This window comes from Nocardioides agariphilus, from assembly GCF_015352445.1.
Lineage (GTDB): Bacteria > Actinomycetota > Actinomycetes > Propionibacteriales > Nocardioidaceae > Nocardioides > Nocardioides agariphilus.
In genome coordinates this window covers 34,765-55,458 of record NZ_JADKPO010000023.1, presented here as the reverse complement: position 1 = coordinate 55,458, position 20,694 = coordinate 34,765, and the positions used below count along the sequence as shown (strand labels likewise).

Annotated in this window: 20 protein-coding genes; 11 read left to right on the top strand and 9 right to left on the bottom strand. The window is 70.9% G+C overall.

The window, feature by feature from the left end:
* Positions 1 to 22: 22 nt before the first annotated feature.
* Positions 23 to 931 (bottom strand): homocysteine S-methyltransferase family protein, encoded by a 909-nt coding sequence (locus tag ISU10_RS16225; RefSeq protein ID WP_194697457.1) that lies wholly within the window; start codon positions 929 to 931, stop codon positions 23 to 25.
* A 137-nt stretch (positions 932 to 1,068) separates the two neighbouring features.
* Between ISU10_RS16225 and ISU10_RS16220 the strand changes: the two genes are divergently transcribed.
* From ISU10_RS16220 to ISU10_RS16210, 3 genes are read left to right on the top strand one after another with little or no spacing between them, the layout of a single operon-like run.
* Entirely contained in the window at positions 1,069 to 1,488 is a 420-nt protein-coding gene (locus tag ISU10_RS16220; RefSeq protein ID WP_228501143.1) for a VOC family protein, read from the top strand.
* Positions 1,485 to 1,853, top strand: a complete 369-nt coding sequence (locus ISU10_RS16215) for an ArsR/SmtB family transcription factor (protein WP_194697456.1) — start codon at positions 1,485 to 1,487, stop codon at positions 1,851 to 1,853. The genes ISU10_RS16220 and ISU10_RS16215 overlap by 4 nt, the downstream gene beginning before the upstream one ends.
* A complete protein-coding gene (locus ISU10_RS16210; RefSeq protein WP_194697455.1) occupies positions 1,850 to 2,353 on the top strand; it encodes an SRPBCC family protein in 504 nt (167 codons plus the stop codon). Before ISU10_RS16215 ends, ISU10_RS16210 begins: the two co-directional genes overlap by 4 nt.
* Here the strand turns inward: ISU10_RS16210 and ISU10_RS16205 are convergent.
* Positions 2,335 to 2,925, bottom strand: coding sequence for a hypothetical protein (locus tag ISU10_RS16205; RefSeq protein WP_194697454.1), 591 nt, complete (start codon positions 2,923 to 2,925; stop codon positions 2,335 to 2,337). The two genes, ISU10_RS16210 and ISU10_RS16205, sit on opposite strands and share 19 nt — an antisense overlap.
* Before the next feature lie 141 nt (positions 2,926 to 3,066).
* Between ISU10_RS16205 and ISU10_RS16200 the strand changes: the two genes are divergently transcribed.
* Entirely contained in the window at positions 3,067 to 3,597 is a 531-nt protein-coding gene (locus tag ISU10_RS16200) for a SigE family RNA polymerase sigma factor (RefSeq protein ID WP_194697453.1), read from the top strand.
* Positions 3,594 to 4,694, top strand: coding sequence for a hypothetical protein (locus ISU10_RS16195; RefSeq protein WP_194697452.1), 1,101 nt, complete (start codon positions 3,594 to 3,596; stop codon positions 4,692 to 4,694). Before ISU10_RS16200 ends, ISU10_RS16195 begins: the two co-directional genes overlap by 4 nt.
* Here the strand turns inward: ISU10_RS16195 and dxs are convergent.
* From dxs to ISU10_RS16165, 6 genes are read right to left on the bottom strand one after another with little or no spacing between them, the layout of a single operon-like run.
* Positions 4,687 to 6,585 carry a 1-deoxy-D-xylulose-5-phosphate synthase gene (gene dxs / locus ISU10_RS16190; RefSeq protein ID WP_194697451.1) on the bottom strand — a complete coding sequence of 633 codons (1,899 nt, stop codon included), beginning with the start codon at positions 6,583 to 6,585 and terminating at the stop codon, positions 4,687 to 4,689. The genes ISU10_RS16195 and dxs overlap by 8 nt on opposite strands.
* A gap of 16 nt (positions 6,586 to 6,601) precedes the next feature.
* On the bottom strand, positions 6,602 to 7,681 hold the full coding sequence (locus tag ISU10_RS16185) for a class I SAM-dependent methyltransferase (RefSeq protein ID WP_194697450.1): 1,080 nt from the start codon (positions 7,679 to 7,681) through the stop codon (positions 6,602 to 6,604).
* Positions 7,678 to 8,367 carry a hypothetical protein gene (locus ISU10_RS16180; RefSeq protein WP_194697449.1) on the bottom strand — a complete coding sequence of 230 codons (690 nt, stop codon included), beginning with the start codon at positions 8,365 to 8,367 and terminating at the stop codon, positions 7,678 to 7,680. Before ISU10_RS16180 ends, ISU10_RS16185 begins: the two co-directional genes overlap by 4 nt.
* 44 nt (positions 8,368 to 8,411) lie before the next feature.
* Positions 8,412 to 11,642, bottom strand: a complete 3,231-nt coding sequence (locus ISU10_RS16175) for an ATP-binding protein (RefSeq protein ID WP_194697448.1) — start codon at positions 11,640 to 11,642, stop codon at positions 8,412 to 8,414.
* Between the two features lie 9 nt (positions 11,643 to 11,651).
* Positions 11,652 to 12,098 carry an NUDIX domain-containing protein gene (locus ISU10_RS16170; RefSeq protein ID WP_370865522.1) on the bottom strand — a complete coding sequence of 149 codons (447 nt, stop codon included), beginning with the start codon at positions 12,096 to 12,098 and terminating at the stop codon, positions 11,652 to 11,654.
* A 48-nt stretch (positions 12,099 to 12,146) separates the two neighbouring features.
* Positions 12,147 to 12,578 carry a hypothetical protein gene (locus tag ISU10_RS16165; RefSeq protein ID WP_194697447.1) on the bottom strand — a complete coding sequence of 144 codons (432 nt, stop codon included), beginning with the start codon at positions 12,576 to 12,578 and terminating at the stop codon, positions 12,147 to 12,149.
* Between the two features lie 84 nt (positions 12,579 to 12,662).
* Here ISU10_RS16165 and ISU10_RS16160 point away from each other — a divergent pair, with 84 nt between their 5' ends.
* The 5 genes from ISU10_RS16160 to ISU10_RS16140 all read left to right on the top strand — a co-directional run bounded on the left by ISU10_RS16160 (position 12,663) and on the right by ISU10_RS16140 (position 17,871).
* The gene (locus ISU10_RS16160; RefSeq protein ID WP_194697446.1) at positions 12,663 to 13,451 is read left to right on the top strand and encodes a GNAT family N-acetyltransferase; all 789 of its coding nucleotides are present in this window, start codon (positions 12,663 to 12,665) and stop codon (positions 13,449 to 13,451) included.
* Between the two features lie 117 nt (positions 13,452 to 13,568).
* The gene (locus ISU10_RS16155; RefSeq protein WP_194697445.1) at positions 13,569 to 14,486 is read left to right on the top strand and encodes an ABC transporter ATP-binding protein; all 918 of its coding nucleotides are present in this window, start codon (positions 13,569 to 13,571) and stop codon (positions 14,484 to 14,486) included.
* On the top strand, positions 14,483 to 15,304 hold the full coding sequence (locus ISU10_RS16150) for an ABC transporter permease (protein WP_194697444.1): 822 nt from the start codon (positions 14,483 to 14,485) through the stop codon (positions 15,302 to 15,304). Before ISU10_RS16155 ends, ISU10_RS16150 begins: the two co-directional genes overlap by 4 nt.
* A 114-nt stretch (positions 15,305 to 15,418) precedes the next feature.
* On the top strand, positions 15,419 to 16,750 hold the full coding sequence (locus ISU10_RS16145) for a M20/M25/M40 family metallo-hydrolase (RefSeq protein WP_194697443.1): 1,332 nt from the start codon (positions 15,419 to 15,421) through the stop codon (positions 16,748 to 16,750).
* Complete coding sequence (locus ISU10_RS16140; protein ID WP_194697442.1) at positions 16,747 to 17,871, top strand: DmpA family aminopeptidase; 1,125 nt, start codon at positions 16,747 to 16,749, stop codon at positions 17,869 to 17,871. Before ISU10_RS16145 ends, ISU10_RS16140 begins: the two co-directional genes overlap by 4 nt.
* Here the strand turns inward: ISU10_RS16140 and ISU10_RS16135 are convergent.
* Positions 17,858 to 18,760: a phosphotriesterase family protein gene (locus ISU10_RS16135; RefSeq protein ID WP_194697441.1), complete on the bottom strand. Its 903-nt coding sequence runs from the start codon at positions 18,758 to 18,760 to the stop codon at positions 17,858 to 17,860. The two genes, ISU10_RS16140 and ISU10_RS16135, sit on opposite strands and share 14 nt — an antisense overlap.
* A gap of 31 nt (positions 18,761 to 18,791) precedes the next feature.
* On the opposite strand from ISU10_RS16135, the gene ISU10_RS16130 reads away from it, so the two are divergent.
* Entirely contained in the window at positions 18,792 to 20,693 is a 1,902-nt protein-coding gene (locus ISU10_RS16130; RefSeq protein ID WP_194697440.1) for a CocE/NonD family hydrolase, read from the top strand.
* Position 20,694: the final 1 nt, after the last annotated feature.

The following is a 20,694-nucleotide window of genomic DNA, read 5'->3' as shown; positions in this document are numbered from 1 at the left end:
GGGGTGGCGTGTCTAGAGGACGTCACACGCCCCAGAGCGCCGCCACGTGACGACTGTCGGTGCCGCAGCAACCCCCGACGATCCGCAGGTTGGGCAGTGCTGCCCGCAGGTCGTCGACACCTCCGGCCAGCTCCTCGGGGTTGCCCTCGTCGAGCTCGGGGGCCTCGTCGAGCTCGGCGTGGGACATCCGCGATGCGTTGGGACGCAACCCGTGGATCCGACCCAGCCACTCACCGTCCGCTTCACCGTCAGCCAGTGCGGGGGCGACGTGGGTGGGGTGCGCGCAGTTGACAAGGTAGTAGTCCGGTGCCTCCTCGGCGTCGACGCGGGCGATCGCGTCGCGCAGGTGAGTGCCGTCGGGCAGCCGCCCGTCGGTCTCGACGGTGAAGCCCACCGCGGCTGGCAGCCCCGCATCACGCACGGCGCGCACGAAGCCGATCGCCTCGCCCGCACCGGTCATCGTCAGCACCGTCACCTGGTCGGCACCAGCCGCGGCGGCCGAGCGGACCTGCGCCGCGTGGTAGTCGGCAGCCTCGTCGGGCTCGGCGTCCCCGGACGACACGTAGCCGTCGCCGCGCGGACCGTGCAGCCCGCCCACCTTGACGTCGGCGAGCCCGAACTCGGATCGGTACCGCTCGCGCAGGCCCTGCAGGAACTCGATCGCCACCCGGTTGATGCGATCGAGCGCGACGGGGTCGGCGTACCCGACCTTGGCCGCCCAGTCCCAGTTGGCGCGCCAGGTGGGCGCGTCGAGCGTCAGACCCACCCGCGCCTTGGCGGCGATCTCGGCATAGGCGTCGTAGTAGCGCGTCAACAGCCAACGTCCGTCGGCGTCGTCCAGCAGCGGGAACGCCGCGAACTCCGGAAGGTCCAGTCCGTGGTGAAAGATCAGGTCGGTCTCGAGCCCGCCGTCGGTGACGTAGGTGGCCATGGCTGTTTCTACTCGGTCGAGTCCCCGACTTGCCAGGGGCGACGCCGATTCGATCAGACGCTTGACCCGTCGCGGTCGACCATGTTAGAAACCATCTAGTTATCTAACTGTTCAGTTATCTAAGGAGTCCGACCACCATGACCACCACCACCCTGAGCGCCGGCGAGATGCGGCTCGAGCTCGTGAACATCCCCGTGACCGACGTCGACCGGGCGCGCGACTTCTACGTCGAGCAGTGCGGCTGGACGCTGATCACCGACCACGTCCAGTTGGAGGACATGAGGATCGTGCAGATCGTGCCGCCCGGCTCCCACTGCGCGATCCTGCTCGGCAAGAACGTCCCCGGCATCACCGACATGACGGCCGGGTCCCAGCGCGGCATCCACCTGGTGGTGCCCGACCTGGCGGCGGCCCGCGACCAGCTGATCGGCAACGGCGTCGAGATGAGCGAGATCCAGGACATGGGCGGCGTGCTCTACTGCGGATTCGAGGACCCGGACGGCAACATGTGGCTCCTGCAGCAGTGGCCGCACGGAGGGACCCACGACTACTCATGACCACGATCGCGATCGACGCACCCGCACGTGACCCGCTGAGCCTCGTCTTCGCCGCGCTGGCCGACCCCACCCGCCGCGCGATCCTGGCCCGTCTGACGGGCGGTCCCAAGACGGTGGGCGAGCTCGCCGAGCCGTTCGACATGTCGGGCCCGGCGGTCTCCAAGCACCTGCGGGTGCTGGAGCGCGCGGGGCTGGTCAGCCGATCGCGCATCGCCCAGGCGCGGCCCGCAAGGCTGGAGGCCGCGCCGCTGCAGCGGGTGGCCGACTGGGCCGAGGAGTTCCGGCAGTTCTGGGACCAGCGGTTCGACCGGCTCGACGACTACCTCGCCACCATGCCCGACGAGACCCACGAGGATGAGCGATGACGATCCGTTGGCCGGCCACGTTCGCCGTCACCATCCCCGACGACACCCCGGACGACACCTCCGTCGTCATCCGCCGGGAGTTCGGTGCTCCGCCCGCGAGGGTATGGCGGGCGATGACCGAGCCCGACCACATGCGGCGCTGGCTGGGCGACGAGCAGCTGCCCTTGACCACGTGCGAGATGGACGTGCGGGTGGGCGGGGTCTACCGCTGGGTCTTCGGCGATCCCGACAGCTCGCAGAGCATGGGCGTCTCGGGCACCTTCGAGGAGGTCGAGCCTCCGCACCGGCTGGTGACGACCGAGAGGTTCGACGCCTTTCCGGGCCCGAGCACCAACACCCTCGTGCTCACATCGCTGGGTGAGGACCGGACGTCGATGACCCTGACGGTCCGCTACCCCGACCGGGAGATCCGCGACGGGTGGGTGGCCTCGGGCATGACGCAGGGTCTCGGCCAGGGCTACGACAGGCTCGACGAGCTGCTTCAGACCGCCGACTCGTAGAGCTCCGCGTGTGGAGCGAGGTGCTCCTCAAGTCGAAGGCGGACCGACCGGCTGATCACCAGGTCCCGCGAGGGCGACACGTTGACGTGGGGAAGCACGGGTTTGGCCAACCCGGCCCGCCGCGCCATCCAGGCCACTGCGGAGTCGAGCCGGTCGTAGCGAAACATCCGCGTCACGCCGTTGCCGCCCTGGGGCGCCCTGACGAACGCCTCCATGCAGCCCAGCCGGATCTGACCGTCCATCACCTGCTCGGCGAACTCCTCGAAGGTCAAGTCGCCGGTGTACTTCGGTGAGCTGGCGATTCGTCCGCGCGAGCGGTAGCGGTACCAGGACGAGATCCAGCCGATCGGCTCGCGCACGATGCAGACCACGTCGTAGGAGCCGGGCGGGTGGCCGAGCCCGGCCAGGATCGGCGCGACCTGGCGGTGGAAGCGACGGACGTTCATGTGCTTGAGCGCCGGCGGGTGCCGGAAGGCGACAGAGGCAGGGAGGGCGAAGGCGTTCTCGATGGCCGTCGAGGCGGTCTTCGTCGTGGCCAGGAAGACGAAACCCTGGCGGGGCATGGCGAACACCGGGAATGGATACCAGCCGACCGCGGGGAACTCACGAAATGACACCAGTTACCCGGTGGACCAACGCCCCCGCCTCCCGACGAACTTTTCGTGGGCCTCAACGCGTCGTGAAGGATGACACCACCACTCGGAAGGGCATCCATGAGCCGACGAGACCCGCAGGCCTTCGCCGACTTCGTCGCGGCGCGTTCGGGCGCGCTGCACCGGGCGGCGTTCCTGATGGTCGGCGACGCCCAGCTCGCGCAGGACCTCGTGCAGGAAGCGCTGACCAAGATCTACGTGGCGTGGCCCCGACTGCACGACGCCACCAACCACGCCAAGGTCGAGGCCTACGCCCGCAAGGCCATCACCACGACGGCGATCGGCTGGTTCCGCAAGAAGTCGTGGGGCGAGCGGACCGCCGAGGTCCTGCCCGAGGGTTCCCAGGCCGGCCACTCCGAGTCGGTCGACGAGCGGGCCTGGCTGTGGCAGGCCCTCCAGGAGCTGCCCGTCCGGCAGCGCGCGGCCATCGTGCTGCGCTTCTACGAGGACCTCACCGAGGCCCAGACCGCCGAGGCGATGGGCTGCGCGGTGGGCACCGTGAAGAGCCAGGTGTCCGCGGGTCTCGCCAAGCTGCGAGCCCGCCTCGGCGACGACGTACTCCCCACGGACCTGATCGAGGTGACCCGATGACCGGACTGCTCAACGACCTGATGCACGAGCGCGCAGACGGGCTCGACCGCCCGCACCTCGATGTCGACGGCATCGTGCGCGAGGGAGACAAGCGCGTACGCCGGCGCCGCACGGCCGTCGTCGGAGGCGTCGCGGCACTCGCCGTCGCCGCGGCCGTGGTCGCACCGTCGGTGCTGGGCGGCACGGGCAAGACGGCCCAGGACCGCGACCCCGACCTCGTCGCCGCGTTCGCGGCCCACTCCCCCAGCTACGCGGTTGGCTCGCGGATCACCATCGACGGCACCACGTTCGACGTCGGACACAAGGTGCGCGCCTTCGTGCAGACCGACGCCGGAGCCGTGTTCAGCGACGCCGACGGCAAGGTGTGGGCCGCCGACGGGGCGGACGTCGTGGAGATCGGCCGGATCAACGCAAAGGTCCCGCACCTCGTCGCCGACGGACCTCGTGCTGCGTGGGTGACTCCCGGCGACGTTCCCGCCTTCACGGTCTACGACCAGGCCACCGGCGAGACCGTGCGTGATCCGCTGCAGAACGTCGAAGGGATGAGCGACGTGCGCGACGGCAAGAACGCGGCCGTGATGTACGCCCTCGAGGGCGAGACGGCCTACGTCAAGACCGAGCAGGGCGCCGCGGCATGGGACACCGCGAGCGGTGACCTCACGTTCCTGGACACCAAGGCCGACGGCTTCACGATCAAGGACGTTCAGGCCGGCCAGATCGTCTACCAACGTGGCGATGACATCCTCGTAGGCCCGAACCCGGAGTCAGGCACGAAGGTCGACCTCTGGGAGGCCTACGCACTCTCCCCCGACGGCGCCTACCTGCTCGGTGAGCCGGAGCCCGACGACGTACGCATCTACGACCTCTCAGTCGGTAGGTCGCTGCCCAAGCAGGATCTCGGCTACGCGTACTTCGGCGGTTACGACTGGATCGATGCTGACCACTACGCAGCCCTGGGCTTCACGGAGACCAACGGAGACGGACCGATCGACATCCTGACGTGCACGGTCTCGAGCGGCGAGTGCAGCATGGTCGCCGAGGACGTCGGCTCCCTGGACGGCGGATTCGCCATTCCCATGGGGGAATACCTCAACTGACGCTGGTCGGCCGCACGGCTGGGGTGTCGGAGAGCGCGGTGATGTCCTCGACGATCCCTCGCGCCAGTGCCTGTGGCGCGAGTCCGACGCGCTCGAGGATCGCGGCCCGCTTGGCGTGGGAGAGGAACTCCTGCGGGATGCCGTGGAGCCGGAAGGGCGTGGTGACCGCGGCGTCGTTGAGGGCGGACAACAGGACCGAGCCACAGCCCCCGACGCGACCGTTGTCCTCGATGCTGACGACGAGGCGGTGCTCCCGGGCGAGGTCGAGCAGGACCGGGTCGACGGGCTTGGCCCAGCGGGGGTCGACCGCGGTCACCCCGATGCCTTGGGCCACGAGCCGCTGGGCTACCTCGACGGCCGTCGTCGCCATCGCGCCATAGGACACGATCAGCACGTCATGGGTGCCGTTGCGCACGAGTACGTCGCACCCGCCGCGCCGCCCGACGGCCTCGATGTCGGCGGGCGGCGCACCCTTGGGGAAGCGGACCACCGTGGGTGCGTCGGAGACCCCGACGGCCTCGTCGAGCAGCTCGCGCAGTCGGGCGGGATCGCGCGGTGCGGCCAGTCGCAGCCCGGGCACGACCTGGAGGATCGACATGTCCCACATGCCGTTGTGGCTGGCGCCGTCGTCGCCGGTCACGCCGGCCCGGTCGAGCACGAACGTCACCCCGCACTTGTGCAGCGCGACGTCCATCAGCACCTGGTCGAAGGCCCGGTTGAGAAACGTCGCATAGAGCGCCACCACCGGGTGCAGTCCGCCCATGGCCAGACCGGCCGCCGATGTCGCGGCGTGCTGCTCAGCGATACCGACGTCGAAGGTGCGGTCAGGGAACTTCGACTGGAACTTGTCGAGCCCCACCGGATGCATCATCGCGGCGGTGATGGCCACGACGTCCGGGCGACGCTCGCCGAGATGGACCATCTCGTCGGCGAAGACGTCGGTCCAGATGCGCTCCTTGGGATTCTCGACGCCGCTGTCGACGTCGAAGGGGCCGGGGCTGTGGAACTGGTCTGCCTCATGGGTCTCGGCCGCGTCGTAGCCGAACCCCTTGCGCGTGATCGCGTGCACGATGACCGGCCCGTTGAACCGCTTGGCCTGCGCCAGCACCTGCTCCATCGCCGCGCGGTCGTGGCCGTCGACGGGACCGACGTACTTCAGGCCGAGGTCCTCGAACAGGCCCTGGGGAGCCAGCGCGTCCTTGAGGCCCTTCTTCATCGCGTGGAGGGCGTCGTAGGCCGCCGGGCCGACACCCGGCACCGCATTGAGGCGGCGCTTGACCATGTCGAGGACCTGCTCGTAGCGGGGATTGGTCCGCAGGCTCGTGAGCGCGGTCGCCAGGCCACCGACCGTCGGGGTGTAGGACCGGCCGTTGTCGTTGACGACGATGACCAGCCTGCTCCGCTTGGCCACCGCGATGTTGTTGAGCGCTTCCCACGCCATGCCGCCGGTCAGGGCACCGTCGCCGATCACCGCGACCACGTGGCGGTCCTCGCCGCGGATCGCATAGGCCTTCGCCAGCCCGTCGGCGTAGGACAGCGCCGTGGAGGCGTGGGAGTTCTCGACGATGTCGTGCTCGGACTCGTCCTGGCTCGGGTAGCCGCTGACGCCGCCTTCTTGGCGAAGCCTCTCGAAGCCCGCCATCCGGCCGGTCAGGAGCTTGTGCACGTAAGCCTGGTGGCCGGTGTCGAAGACGACCCGGTCGCGGGGCGACTCGAAGACCCGGTGGATCGACATGGTCAGCTCGACGACGCCGAGGTTGGGGCCGAGGTGGCCGCCGGTCCGCGCACAGGTCTTCACCAGGAAGTCGCGGATCTCGGCGGCCAGCTCGTCGAGCTCGGGTGCGCTCAGTCCCCGCAGGTCGCGGGGGGACGAGATCTGCTCCAGACGCACCCGATCACTGTAACGATCAGGGCCGCACCAGGAAGAACCGGAAGAGGTCGTGGGTGACCGGCACGTCCTCGACGCCGGCGTATCCCGCCCGGGCGGCGTAGTCCCGCATCACCGAGGGGCGGAACAGTGCTCCGGTCCCTGCCGATCCCGGTTGCGACCGACCGACCGGCAGGCAGTGGAGGACGCTCGAGGTGGCGAGCAGCCGCTCGACCTCGCTCCCGCCGGGCGCGAACTCCTCCTCGGCCCGCTCGTCGACGACGACGGTGACGCCACCTGGCCGCAGCGCCGAGCGGACGGCGGCCAGCGACTCGACCGGGTGCGGCAGGTCGTGGAGGGCCTCGAAGTAGAACGCCACGTCGTACCCCTCGCCGGCCGGTGGAGCGGCGGCGTCGCCCACCTCGAACCGGACCCGCTCACCCAGTCCCGCCTCGGCCGCGTTGCGGCGCGCGTCCATGACCGACGCGTCGTCGCTGTCGATGCCCAGCACGGTCAGACCCGGGTACGCCGAAGCCAGCGCGATCGAGGACCAACCGACCCCGCACCCGATGTCGAGGGCCCGCGCGCCAGGTCGCCCGAGCAGGTCGCCGACGCCATCGATGGCGGGAAGCCACTCCTGGGTCAGCTGGCCCAGGAACCCCGATCGGTTGAAGAGACCCTGGCCGAGGCGTACGTCGTCGCCGTACCCGCCGAAGGCGATGCCCCCGCCCGTGCGGTAGATCTCGGGCAGCTGCTCGATCACCCGCCCGACCCCACCCATCAACAGCGCCATGGCGCCCGCGTACGCCGGTGACTCCGGGTCGCCGAACGACAGGGCCTGCTCGGCGTCCAGGCCGTAGACCCGGGTCTCGCGGTCACCGGGCTCGGTCACGGACACCAACCCGCTGATGGCCTGCTGCTCGAGCCACTCCGCGGCGTAGCGCTCGTCGATGCCGGCGACCTCGGCGAGTCCAGCAGCGGTTCGTGGCGTCGCCAGGGCCTCGTAGAGGCCGAGCCGCACGCCGAGGTGCACCGTCGCCAGCTCCAGCGCCCCGAGCAAGGACGCGAAGAGACGCTCGGTGACTGCGCCGGTGAGCTCGATCTCGGCAGTGCTACTCATCGGACCGCCTCCGCGACCCTCCGGCCCAGTGCGCCGGTCTCGGCGAGGACGCGTGCCTCGGTCTCGGCCGACCAGTTGCCAGCGCAGGTGATGGCGAGGCGGGCGATCCGCCCGTCGCGCATGGTGACCAGCATGATGCCCGCGGCGAGGCTCGGGGTGCCGTGCGTGCGGTAGGCGTACTCGACGACGAACCCGTCGAAGGTGGCGTGCGCATCCCACAGCTCGATGTCGCGGCCCGGAGCCTCGGCGCGCAGAGACTCCTCCAGGGCGACAACACCGGAGGACCGCGTCCGGCCGTGCGGGACCAGGATGTCGAGGTCGACGTCGTCGGTGAAGGTCTGCTCGGCGGCCGTCGAGCTCTCCAGCGAGACTCTGAGCGCGGCCTCGCAGGAGTTCCACTCCGGCTGGTGCGGCTCCAGGTTGTGGAAGACCACCTCGCCGGTCGCGAGGGCCATGGCGTCGTGCGCGAACTCGTCGGTCACCGGGAGGTGGGAGTTGACCATGGCCGACTCGTAGGAGTCGAACCAGTCGAGCGCGACGTAGTGTCCGGGCCGGTCGCGATCGGCCCACAGCTGGCCGCCCACGCTGGTGCGCTGGCCGGTGGAGTCGACGACCCACTGGTGCTCGCGGCGGACGAACTCATCGATGTTGTCAGTGGCGAAGGTGATGACCTGCAGGAAGCCCATGGCTGGTCCTTTCTGGGAGTGGTGTCACCTTCTGGGCGTGGGAATCAACCTGACGATGTGGGGCCTGACGATGTAGGGCGCACGTCCCACGCGACTGGCAGCTCCGGGGCATAGCAGCAGAACGTGCCCGTGCGCACCGACGAGCGCAGGTGACGGCCGAGCTCAGGGTGCTCGGCCTCGATGCGGCCCAGCGCGTCACGGATCCGCGAGGTGACCGTCGTACGCGCCCTCTCGGCCGGGTCGCCGGCCCTGCGAGGACGCCCGCCCAGCCCGTAGGCACCGGCCAGCTCCGCCAGCAGGAAGTCGCGTTCCTCCAGCGCTGCCGCCGAGCGATCGGCGTTCCCATCCGAGTCGGCCTCCGCGATCCGCTCGTCGAGCTCGGCCAGACGACGCTGGTACGCCGCCCGCGCACGGTCGTCGAGCACCTCGCCGAGGTCTCCCTGACCAGGTGCGGCTCCACCGACCGGGGCGACCAGGTCGAGCACGTGCACCTCGCGCCCCGGCTCGTCGAGGAGCCTGGCCAGGTCACCCATGCCCTTCACCGCTGGCAGGGAGGCGGTGCGCCCGCGGAAGGTGATCGTCCATCCGGCGCCGGTGCGCTCCCAGGTGCCGCTCTCGGCACCGGGGCTCGTCGGGCTCGTCGGGCTAATCGGTGCGCCGGCCCTCGTGCCGACGGAGGTCAGCTCGGCCACGCGTTCAGCGATGCCGGCGGTCGTGTAGAAGGCGAGCGCCAGCCCGCGCTCGTGCGCGGCTCGCTCGAGGTCTCCTCGGGAGCCGCGCGACTCGAGTGCCTCGGCCAGGGCTCGCCGGGAGTTGGCGGTCGCCAGCCCGGCGTTGATGTGCTCGTTGGCCGCGATCGCCCGCTCGAGGTGGGCGACTGCTGCTTCGTGGTCGCCGACCAGCCCCGCCAGCAGACCGAGAGGTCGCTCCAGCGACCCGGGAGCCGCCGCGCCGATACCGTCGACCAGGAAGAGGTCGGCGTACGGCGCGAGGAGCTCGTAGAGGTAGGCCACCTCCGGACCGCCGAGGCCACCCTCATGCAGTCCGCCGACGACTCCGGCCAGGTTGGGCAGCCACTCCTTGTCGCGCGGCAGGGCGTCGACCAGCCGCGGCAGGTGAGGCAGATGGCGACGCCGGGTCTCGGGCTCGGTGCCGTAGAAGAGCGCGATGATCGACCCGCCGTCCGGTGCGAGCTCGGGCAGCTCCCCGAACGCGGAGGTGAGCCGACGTATCGCCTGCGTGGTCAGGCCGCGCTCGAGGAGCGGCCAGATGCCTTGCACGACGGCCAACACGGCGGCGTTCTGGCTCTCACCACGGCTGCCGACCAGCGCCACCTCCTCAGCGCAGCGGGCCATCTCGTCGAGGTCCCCGCGCAGGTGAGCGGCCAGGCCCCGCCACAGCGGGACGTACCAGCCGTACAGCGGCTGGCCGAGCCGTTCGGCCAGCCCCGTGAACGTGCTGACATCGGTTGCCGCCTCGCGCATCGCGCCACGTTCCCACCGAGCGATGATCCTGAGCCGGAGTCCGAGGAGCTCCAGGCCGACGTCGCCGATGGCTCTCGCGATCGCCACGATCTCTGTCGCCTCCGCCTCGCGCAGGGCCACGTGGTCCGGTCCGGCGAACGCGTCACAGTGCGCGGCCAAGGCGGCCCCGAGAGCGCGAGCGTCACCTGCCTGCCGGGCCAAGGCGACCGCCGCGTCCGCGAGCTCGGGGATCTGGCCAGCATCGTCGGTGAAGGCGAGTCCGACGACCAGGCGGGCCATGAGGTGCACGCGCAATGACTTCTCGTCGTCGTCGAGCAGGTCGAGAGCCTCGCGGAGGAGGTCGTTCTGCTCGCGGTCGACCAGGCGCACCTCGAAGCCGCCCAGGCCAGCCGCGAAGCCGAGTGCTGCCTCGGCCAGCGCAACCGCGTCGTCGGCGCCACGGGCAAGCCCTGCTGCCTCCCGGTAGTAGACGCGCGCGGCGTCGAGATCGCCGGCATCGAGAAGCGCCGCGCCGACGCCGCGTAGCAGGCGCGGCCTGGCGGGCTCCCCTGGCGGCACCAGGTCCAGAGCCTGGCGGTAGAGCCGGACCGACTCCTCCCAGGCCTGCGCATCGCGAGCCGCTCGGGCCGCGTCCTCGATGGCCGCGACCACCCGGTCGCGGTCGGCCAGCGGCATGGCTCGGACGAGGTGCCCCGCCACCTCTGCAGCGGCAAGCCCCGGCAGGTCCGCCGCCGCCAGGTGCAGCTCACGGCGACGCGATACGGGCGTGGCGTCGTACACCGCGTCCCGGACCAGCGCGTGCGAGAGTGCGAGCCGGTCTCCTTCCTGGCGGGCCAGTCCGCCGCCGACCAACGCGTCGACCCCAGCGACCAGGTCATCGCCATCGAGCGAGCCGAGGGCGCGGACACCGTCGAGCGGCGGCCGCAGCCCGAGCACGGCCGCAGCAGTGAGCACGTCTTGCGCGGACTGCGCCAACCTGGCCACTCGTCGGCGGATCGCGCCCTGGGCGGTCTCCGGGACCATCTCTGCGACGGTCGCGCCCCGCGCCGCCGCCAGCCGGGCCATCTCGGCCACGAAGAGCGGGTTGCCATTGGTGCGCGCCGTCACGGCTGCGGCCTCCTCGGCGTCGACCTGCTGGCCGCTGGTGAGCTCGACCAGCCGAGCGACGTCCTCCGGTCCGAGCCCGGCCAGTGGCCACGACTCCCCCGCGGCGGCGATCTCGGAGGCGAGCTGGTGGCGGTCTGTCCCGGACGACACCTCGTGGTCGCGCCAGCCGCACACGGCCAGCACCGGTCGGCCGGCCAGCGCCGGCAGCAGGAAGCGCAACAGGTGCAGGCTGCCGGGATCCGCCCAGTGCAGGTCGTCCAGCAGCAGGACGACCGGGAACTCCTCGACCAGGCCTTCGACCACGGCCGAGACGCCGTCGAAGAGCGGGAACCTGTTGCCGGCCTGGTCGGGGTCGGTCGCGATGTCGGGATCGACGAGGTCGGCGGCCCGACGGGCCCGCGCGCCCCCGAGCGCGACGAGCGCTCCGGCGTCGCCCGCTCCGGCCTGCCTGAGGATCTGCGTCCACAGCCAGAACGCCGGTGGACCACTGCTCTCCTCGGCCGCAGTCCCGCGCAGCACAGTCGCGCCCGACCGCCGGCCGAGCTCCCCGATCGCGTCGAGCACGGACGTCTTGCCGATCCCTGCTTCGCCGTGCACCCAGAGCAGACCGCCTCGGCCTGTCGACGACAGGCCGGCGATCAAGGCCTCGGCCCGGTCGAGGACGGCGGATCGCCCCAGCAGCACCCGATCAGGCTAGTGAGCCCGCACGAGCTCGCCGTAGAGGGCGGAGGAGAGCAGCTCGGGCACGATCACCGAGGCAGCGTTCGTCAGCGGAAGCCCGAGAGCCGCAACGGGATCGACGAAGACGATCTGGCGGCCTTCGTGGCACACGACGTCGGCATCGGTGAGGTCGGTCGGGGCGACGTACACGGCCATCTGGTCGGTGGTGCCGTAGGCCTCGGAGTGGTCGACGTCGAAGACCTTCCAGAACCGCAGGGACCCGGAAGGTACGACGATCTCCGTCTCCTCGGCCAGCTCTCGGTAGGCGGCCGGCTCGAAGTCCTCCCCCGGGTCGAGGTGTCCGCCCACCAGACCCCACTTGTCGGGGTCGATGCGCGGGTGCTCGTCGCGCTCCTGGAGCAGGAGCCAGCCGCGGCGGTCGACGAGGACGACACCGGCGAAGCGATGGCTCTCGGGCACCAGGTCACCCTAGAGACGCCCCCTAGAGACGCCCCCTAGAGACGCCCCCTAGAGACGTGCTGTGAACCTGCGGCCGCGGACCGCGTCCTCGACCAGCCCGACGGCGCGGCGCAGACCGACCAACCGGGCCTGCTCGAGCTGCCAGGTCTGCACGGCCGCGTCGATCACGTCGAGGTCGGCGACGTCGCGGAGGTCGGCCCGGGTCTCGCTGAGGCCGCGTGCAGCGGCGGCCTGGCCGGCCTCGACGTGGAGCAAGGCGAAGCGGGCGAGCACCACCAGGTGCCGTCGCAGGCCGGGGTAGCCGCGCCAGTCGGCCGGACACAGGTCGAGCAGCCACTCGGCCGCCGACCTCTCCCAGCCCGGCACACCCGGAGGCCGCACCTCGCGCGGCCAGCCGGCCGGGGCGATGCCGTCGGTGCCGGGCGTGCGTGAGAGGCCTGCCCCCTTCTGCTCAGGTTCCGGTGCGAATCCCCACGCCATCCATCCAGTGTTGATCGAACGTGTGTTCGAGTCAACCCGGGAACCCTGTCGACCCGATTCAGCCGGGTCGGTACCGTCCCGGCCATGGACATCCAGGGCCTGGGCTGGCGCACCGACCTCGCGCTGCTGGAGATCTCGGGCAGCGTGCTCGAGGACCGCGGCGACCACATCGTGGTGACCACTCCCGACAACCCGACCTTCTACTGGGGCAACTTCGTGCTCCTGGCCGCTCCCCCGGCACACGCTGCGGACGCCCGTCAGTGGCTCGGCGTCTTCGAGTCGGCGCATCCGGCGGCCGCCCACCGCACCTTCGGCATCGACGGAACCAGCGGTACGGCGGACGACGCGTCGCCTTTCGTCGACCTGGGCCTCGACGTCGACGTGGCCTCGGTCATGACGGCCGCATCCGTGCACGAGCCTGCTCGACCCAACCGCGACGCGACCTACCGGCCTCTCCACAACGACGCCGACTGGGAGCAGCAGGTCGAGCTGACCATGGCCGGTGAGGCGGCGGCGTACAGCCTGGAGTTCAGCACGGGCCGCGCCCGGCAGCACCGGGCCCTGGCCGACGCCGGTCACGGGCAGTACTGGGGAGCGTTCGAGGACGGCCGGCTCCTGTCGTCGATGGGACTGTTCCGGGCCTCGCCAGGTCTGGCCCGGTTCCAGACGGTCAAGACCCACCCGGACGCTCGCGGGCGCGGGCTGGCCGGCACCCTCGTCCATGAGATCAGCAGGTTCGGGTTCGCCGACCTCGGCGCCGAGACCCTGGTGATGGTCGCCGACCCCGACTACCTCGCGATCCGCGTCTACCGCAGCGTCGGATTCACCGACTCCGAGGTCCAGGTCGGCGTCGAGCGCTACCCGGCCGACTAGTGCGCGGTCTGCAGGGTCTCAGGGTCGGACCCTGACGGGTTCTCAGGGTGCGGTCAGGTGTCGGGTCAGGCGGATACCCGAAGCGGGATCGTGCGCCGCGGACCCAGGCTGAGGCCCATGATCAACGTCTCCCACCTGAGCAAGACCTACGGCGCGTTCCGCGCCGTCGACGACGTCACCTTCACCGCCCACCCCGGCCGGGTCACCGGCTTCTTGGGCCCCAACGGCGCCGGGAAGTCCACGACCATGCGGATCATGGTCGGGCTGACCCCGTCGTCCTCCGGCGAGGCCACCATCCTCGGCCGCCACTACTCCGACCTGCCGAACCCCGGCCGCGAGGTCGGCGTCCTCCTCGACGCCTCCGCCCAGCACGCCGGCCGCACCGGCCGCGAGATCCTCACCATCGCGCAGCGCACGATGCGGATGCCCAAGGGGCGCGTCGAGGACATGCTGGCCCTGGTCAGCCTGACCGACGAGGAGGCGGGCCGCCGCGTCCGCGACTACTCCCTCGGCATGCGCCAGCGGCTGGGCATCGCTGCCGCCCTGATCGGCGACCCCGAGGTCCTCATCCTCGACGAGCCGGCCAACGGCTTGGACCCCGCCGGCATCCGGTGGATGCGCGACCTGCTGCGCGGGTTCGCCAACCACGGCGGCACCGTGCTGCTCTCCAGCCACCTGCTGCACGAGATCGAGGTCATCGCCGACGACATCGTGGTCATCGGCCAGGGCCGCGTCGTGGCGCAGGGCACCAAGCACGAGCTGCTCGAGGCTGCCGGCACCTACGTCCGCGCCGCCGACCACGCCGCACTCGCCGCGGCGCTCAACGCCGCCGGCCACCACACCGAGCAGTCCGACCAGGGCCTTCGCACCGAGGCCACCACCGACGAGGTCGGGACCGTGGCCCTGGCCGCCGGCATCGCCCTGCGCGAGCTCCGGCCGGCCGACGGCGCCGGACTCGAGGAGATGTTCCTCGCCCTGACCGCCGACACCCAACGCGACGACACCACCGACACGAACGCAGGAGCAGCAGCATGAGCACCGCGACACTGGCCCCGACCACAGGCGTCGGCGAGCAGGTCGCCCGCAAGAAGCGGACGACGTACGAACCCATCCCGATGCGCACCATCATGGGCGTCGAGCTGCGCAAGATGTTCGACACGCGCTCGGGCTTCTGGCTGATGGCCAGCATCGTCATCCTGTCGGTGATCGCCACCGGCGCGGTGATCCTCTTCGCACCGGCCGACGAGCAGACCTACGACAGCTTCGCGGGCGCCATCGGCATCCCGATGACGATCGTGCTGCCGATCATCGCCGCTCTCTCGATCACCAGCGAGTGGAGCCAGCGCACCGGCCTCACGACCTTCACGATGGTGCCGAGCCGCAGCCGCGTGGTCGTGGCCAAGCTGATCGACACGGTGCTGATCGGGATCACCTCGATCCTGGTCGCGCTCGCCGTCGGCGCGCTCGGCAACGTGATCGGCAGCCAGCTCGCGGGCGTACCCACCACCTGGGACATGACGGTCAGCGAGGTGCTCTACATCCTCGCCGGCAACGGCCTGGGCCTGCTGATGGGCTTCACGCTCGGTGTGCTGTTCCGCAACTCGGCTGCCGCGATCGTCGGGTACTTCGTCTACTCGATGGTGCTGCCCACGCTCTCGGCGCTGCTGGCCGGCGCCCAGGACTGGTACGCCGACGCACAGCGCTGGGTGGACTTCCAGTTCAACCAGACCGGGCTTTTCGACGGCGGCTTCACCGCCCAGGACTGGGCCTCGCTCGCCGTTACCGGCGCCGCGTGGCTGCTCCTCCCGCTGGCCTTCGGCCTGTGGCGGGTGCTGCGGTCCGAGGTCAAGTAGTCCGACGCAGCTCACAACTGAATACAGGGGACACAAGGAAACAACGTCATACGAAGCGGCTGCTCCGGCGACCACTTCGTATGACGTTGTCCCGCTTCTGGGTAGGTTCCGCGCATGGATCCTCTGCAGGACGAAGTCGTCGAGCTGGCCCGCGACATCATCCGGTTCGACACCAGCAACGCGTTCGGGGCGCACGACGGCCACGAGACGCTGGTCGCGCAGCACCTGGCCGAGTACCTCGGCGAGGTCGGCATCGAGTGCGAGCTGGTCGCCCGCGAGGGCTTCGGCCACCGCGCCAACCTGGTTGCGCGGGTGCCGGGCACCGAGAGGGGCACGGCACCCAGCCTCGCGCTCGTGGGTCACACCGACGTCGTGCCGGTCGACGTACGCGACTGGACCCACCCGCCCTTCGAGGCCGTGGTCACAGACGACGGCTACCTGTGGGGTCGCGGCGCCATCGACACCAAGGGGCACGTCGCCGCCCGCGCTGTTGCGATCAAGGAGCTGGTCCGGTCCGGGTGGCGCCCGCGCGGGGACCTCTGGCTGCTCGCGGTCGCCGACGAGGAGGACGGGATGGCCGACGTGGGCATGCGCTGGCTGCTCGACGCGCGCCCCGACATCCGGCCCGACCTCAGCGTCAACGAGGGCGGCGGTGAGCGACTCGAGCTCACCGACGGCCGCACGTTGGTGGGGGTAGCGGTCGGCGAGAAGGGCACCTACCCCGCCCGGGTCACCGCGCTCGGCGAGGCCGGCCACGCCAGCACCCCGACGAAGGCCGACAACGCGGTGCCGCACCTCGCCGAGGTGATCGCCCGGATCGGCCGAGGCCTGCCCGCTCCGGTCAGGCACCCACTCGTCGACCAGATGCTCGGTGTCCTCCTGGGCTCGGACGACTACGACGACCTCAACGAGGCGCTGGCCACCGCGGGCGCGTTGCATCCCGAGCTGGAGCACTGGCTACCGGCGCTGGCCGGCACCACGATGGCACCGACCAGGGTGGGCGCCTCGGATGCCCTCAACGTGATGCCCAGCCGGGCCTGGGTCGAGCTCGACTGCCGGATCCTGCCGGGCACGACCGAGGCCGACGTCGAGGCGGCCGTGCGGGAGAGGATCGGCGGCGGCGTCGACTTCGACCTCTCCTGGCCCGACAAGCTCATCCCCGGGAGCGCCTCCCCGCCCACGGGGCCGGTGATCGACGCGATCCGGGACTGGGTCGCCCAGGAGCTTCCCGACGCCTACCTGCTGCCGAGCCTGGGCACCGGGTTCACCGACTCCAGCTTCCTGCGAGCGGCCGGAAACACCGCGGCCTACGGCTTCCAGCCGTTCTTCACCACTCCCATCGAGGTGCTCGAGTCGGGCTACCACAACGCCGACGAGCGCGTGCACGTCGATGACCTGTCCGCGTCGGTGCGGTTCCACCTGCACCTGGCCAAGGCGCTCCTGTGACGCGCGCACGCGACCTCGGCATCGTCATCGGCTCCCTGGAACCTGGCGACAACGACGCCATCACCGACGTGCCCGGCGTGCGGGTCGGACACACGACCCTCATCGAGGGCGACGACGTCCGCACGGGAGTCACGGTCGTCGTCCCCCACGACGGCAACGTCGGCAACGACCCTGTCTACGCGGCGTACCACCGTCTCAACGGCAACGGCGAGATGACCGGCCTACCGTGGCTCGAGGAGGTCGGCCTGCTGCACTCCCCCATCGGCATCACCAACACCCACAGCGTCGGCATCGTCCGCGACGCGCTGGTGGAGATCGAGGTCGAGGAGCTGCCCGATGGCATCGAGGCCTGGGCACTGCCGGTCGTCGCCGAGACCTGGGACGGCACCCTCAACGACGTCAACGGCTTCCACGTGACGGCCGAGCACGCCAAGGCGGCCTACCGCGCTGCCACCTCCGGACCTGTGGCCGAGGGATCGGTCGGTGGTGGGACAGGCATGATCTGCCACGAGTTCAAGGGCGGCATCGGCACGGCCTCGCGTCGAGTCGTGCACGCCGAGGGTCACTGGACCGTCGGGGTGCTGGTCCAGGCCAACTACGGACGCCGGTCGCGCTTCTCGGTCGACGGCGTGCCGGTGGGGCTCGAGATCCCCTACGACGTGCTGCCCGGCACCCCCGACGGCGACATTCTTGGGCCACCGCCCGGCTCCGGCTCGATCATCGGCATCGTCGCGACCGACGCCCCTCTGCTCCCGCTCCAGTGTCGCCGCCTGGCACAGCGTGCGTCCCTCGGCGTCGGGCGGATGGGCGGCGTCGGCGAGAACGGCAGCGGTGACCTGTTCCTCGCCTTCGCGACAGGCAACCGCGGTTTCGCCCGGATCGACAGCCAGGCGACGGTCGCGGAGGTGCGCACTGTCGCGAACCAGGCCATGAACCCGCTCTTCGACGCGGTCGTCGAGGCGACGGAGGAGGCCATCCTCAACTGCCTACTGGCCTCGCCGACGATGACCGCACGCGGGGTCACCATCCACGGGCTCCCCCACGACCTGCTGATCGCGGCCATGTCGAAGTACGGACGACCGGCGATCCGGCCCACGATCGATCCGGCTATCGACCTGTGAGCATGCGCCGCGGGTTGTCGACGAGCAGTCGCCGCACGTCGGCCTCGTCGAACCCGGCCTCCTTGAGTCGGTCGGCGAACTCGGTGACGACGTAGACGTAGCCCGGCCCTCCCATCGAGGCGTAGTCGCTGCGCAGGCAGACGTCCTGGCTGAGCAGCACGCGATCGAGGAAGCCGTGGTCGGCCAGGCTGCGCAGCCAGCCCAGCCGCTGCTCGGTGTCCCACTCGTGCACGCCCTGCACCGTGTCGAACTGGACCCAGGCACCACGCCGCGCGATCGCGAGGTGGTAGTCGTGGTCGGGGACCATGTCGCAATGCCCGATCACCACCCGGCCGGGGTCCACGCCCTCCTCGGCCAGCAGGTCGAGCTGGGCGGTGCCCACGGGCCACCGCGCCGCGTGCGTGGTGATCGTCAGTCCCGTACGCCGATGGGCGCGCGCCGCGGCCCGAAACGACCGCTCCTCCACCGCCGAGATGAAGCGGTCGCAGCCGATCTCACCGATGATCCCCGCGCGCACGCCGTCGGTCCCTTCCTCGATCTCGCGGACGATGAGGTCGGTGACGGCATCGGTCGAGAGCTCGTCGAGCTCCGGGGGGAAGTAGGCGCGTCGGTAGAACCCGGCGCCGCGCACGATCTGCAGACCCGTGCGCTCGGACATGACACGCAGGCCGGCTGGGTCGCCGCGCAGGCCCCCGGTCGTGACGTCGACGATCGTGCGACCTCCCGCGTCGGCGTACCTCTGCAGCTCGGTCGCAGCGAGGTCTGCGTCGTTGAGCAGCCCGTTGCCGCGGTACTCACGAGTGAGGTCGAGGAAGACGTGCTCGTGAGGCAGCGTCACGCCGAGGTCGTCGGCAGCCACCGGCCCGGTCACGGTCATCACGTCGCCCACGAGGGTCCATCCTGCTGCAACAATCCAGCGCGTGGGGAGCAGCAGCGAGGTCCGTGTCCCGATGTCCGACGGCGTGGAGCTCGCCGTCACCCTCTACCTCCCGGACTCCCCTGATCCGCAGCCCTGCCTGGTCGAGGCCCTGCCCTACCGCAAGGACGACCTGACCTCGTCCTACGCCGCGTCCTACGAGCGGCTGCGCGACCAGCACGGGTACGCCGTGTGCCGCGTCGACCTGCGCGGGACCGGCTCCTCGAGCGGCCACGCCCTCGACGAGTACCAGCCGGCCGAGCAGCGCGACCTCGCCGAGCTGATGCGCTGGCTGGCCGCCCAGGACTGGTGCGACGGGCAGATCGGCATGTGGGGCACGTCGTACTCCGGGTTCAACTCGCTGCAGATGGCGTGCGAGCAGCCGCCGGAGCTCAAGGCGATCTGCGCGATCTACGCCACCGACGACCGGTGGACCGACGACGTGCACTGGCGCGGCGGCGCGCTCCGCCTGGTCGACCAGGTCGACTACAACCACTACATGACGCCGATGTGCGTCCTACCGCCCGTGCCGGCTGTGTTCGGCGACGGCTGGGATACGGAGTGGACGCGGCGGCTGGAGACCAACGAGCCGTGGTTCCTCACCTGGCTGCGCGAGAGCCGGCACGGCCCCTACTGGGACCACGGGTCGGTTCGCCTCGCAGGCAGCACGGCGGGGTACGAACGGATCCAGGTGCCGACCCTGATCGTGGCCGGCTGGGCCGACGGCTACCGCAACAACAGCTTCCGTACGGTCGAACAGCTCGCGGCCAACGGGACGCCGCACCGGCTCCTCGCCGGTCCCTGGGCCCACGCGGACGCGACGACCGCCATGCCCGGCCCGCGGATCGACTTCGACGCCGAGCTGGCCGGATGGTTCGACCTCTGGCTACGTGGACGCGGGACGCACGAGGACGCCTGCGAGGTGTTCGTGCGGACCTCGACGCGGCCCGAGATCGACCTCGACCTGCACGAGGGCTACTGGCTGCGACTGCCCTCCGTGCCGCCCACCACCACCGAGGTCCTGCCACTGCCAGGGCCACACGTGCTGGCGGTCAAGGCGGATGTCGGATCCGCGGCCTGGATCGACTGTGCGGGACACCTCCCGTGGGGGCTGTCAGGTGACCAGCGCCTCGACGACGCCCGCTCCCTGCGCTGGAACTTCGAGCCGCCGCCCGGCCCGGTGGTAGGTCACCCGGTGTTGCGCATCCAGGTCTCGGCCGACCGGCCGGCCGCGTCGCTGTCGGTGAAGATCTGCGACGTCTTCCCCGACGGCACCTCGGCGCTGGTGACCCGCGGGACTCTGGACCTGGCCTTCCGGTCCTCGGTGCACGGGCCACCGGAGCCTCTCGAGCCCGGCGTGCCCTACGAGGTCGAGGTCGTCCTCGACGCCTGCGCCTACGCGTGGTCGCCGGGTCAGGTACTGCGCGTGAGCATCGCGGGAGCCGACTGGCCCAACACCGTGGCTCCGCCGCACCCGGTGCAGCTGACAGTCCACGCCGCCGCACTAGAGCTCCCAGTCCTCGCAGGGACGTGGCCTGCCCCTACGTTCGGCCCCGGCGCCGACCAGTCCTCCGAGTCGGCCGAAGGGGTGGCCTGGGAGATCCGCGACGACGTGCTCGCCCGCGTGACGTCGGCGCGGACGATGTCGGTCTCGGAGTACGACACGCCCTACGACGGCACCGCGCGCGAGGACTACCGCGGCGAGGTGAGCGTCGACCGGCGCACGTTCGCCCAGCACGCCCACGCCGACACGACCTACGACCTCACCTGGCCGGGAGTCGCGGTCAAGGTCCGCTCGGTGATGGAGCTCGACATCGTCGACGGCCAGGTCGACGTCGTGATCGACACCTGGGCATGGCGCGACGGCGTGGAGGTCTCGCACCGGACCTGGCGCGAGACCTGCTAGC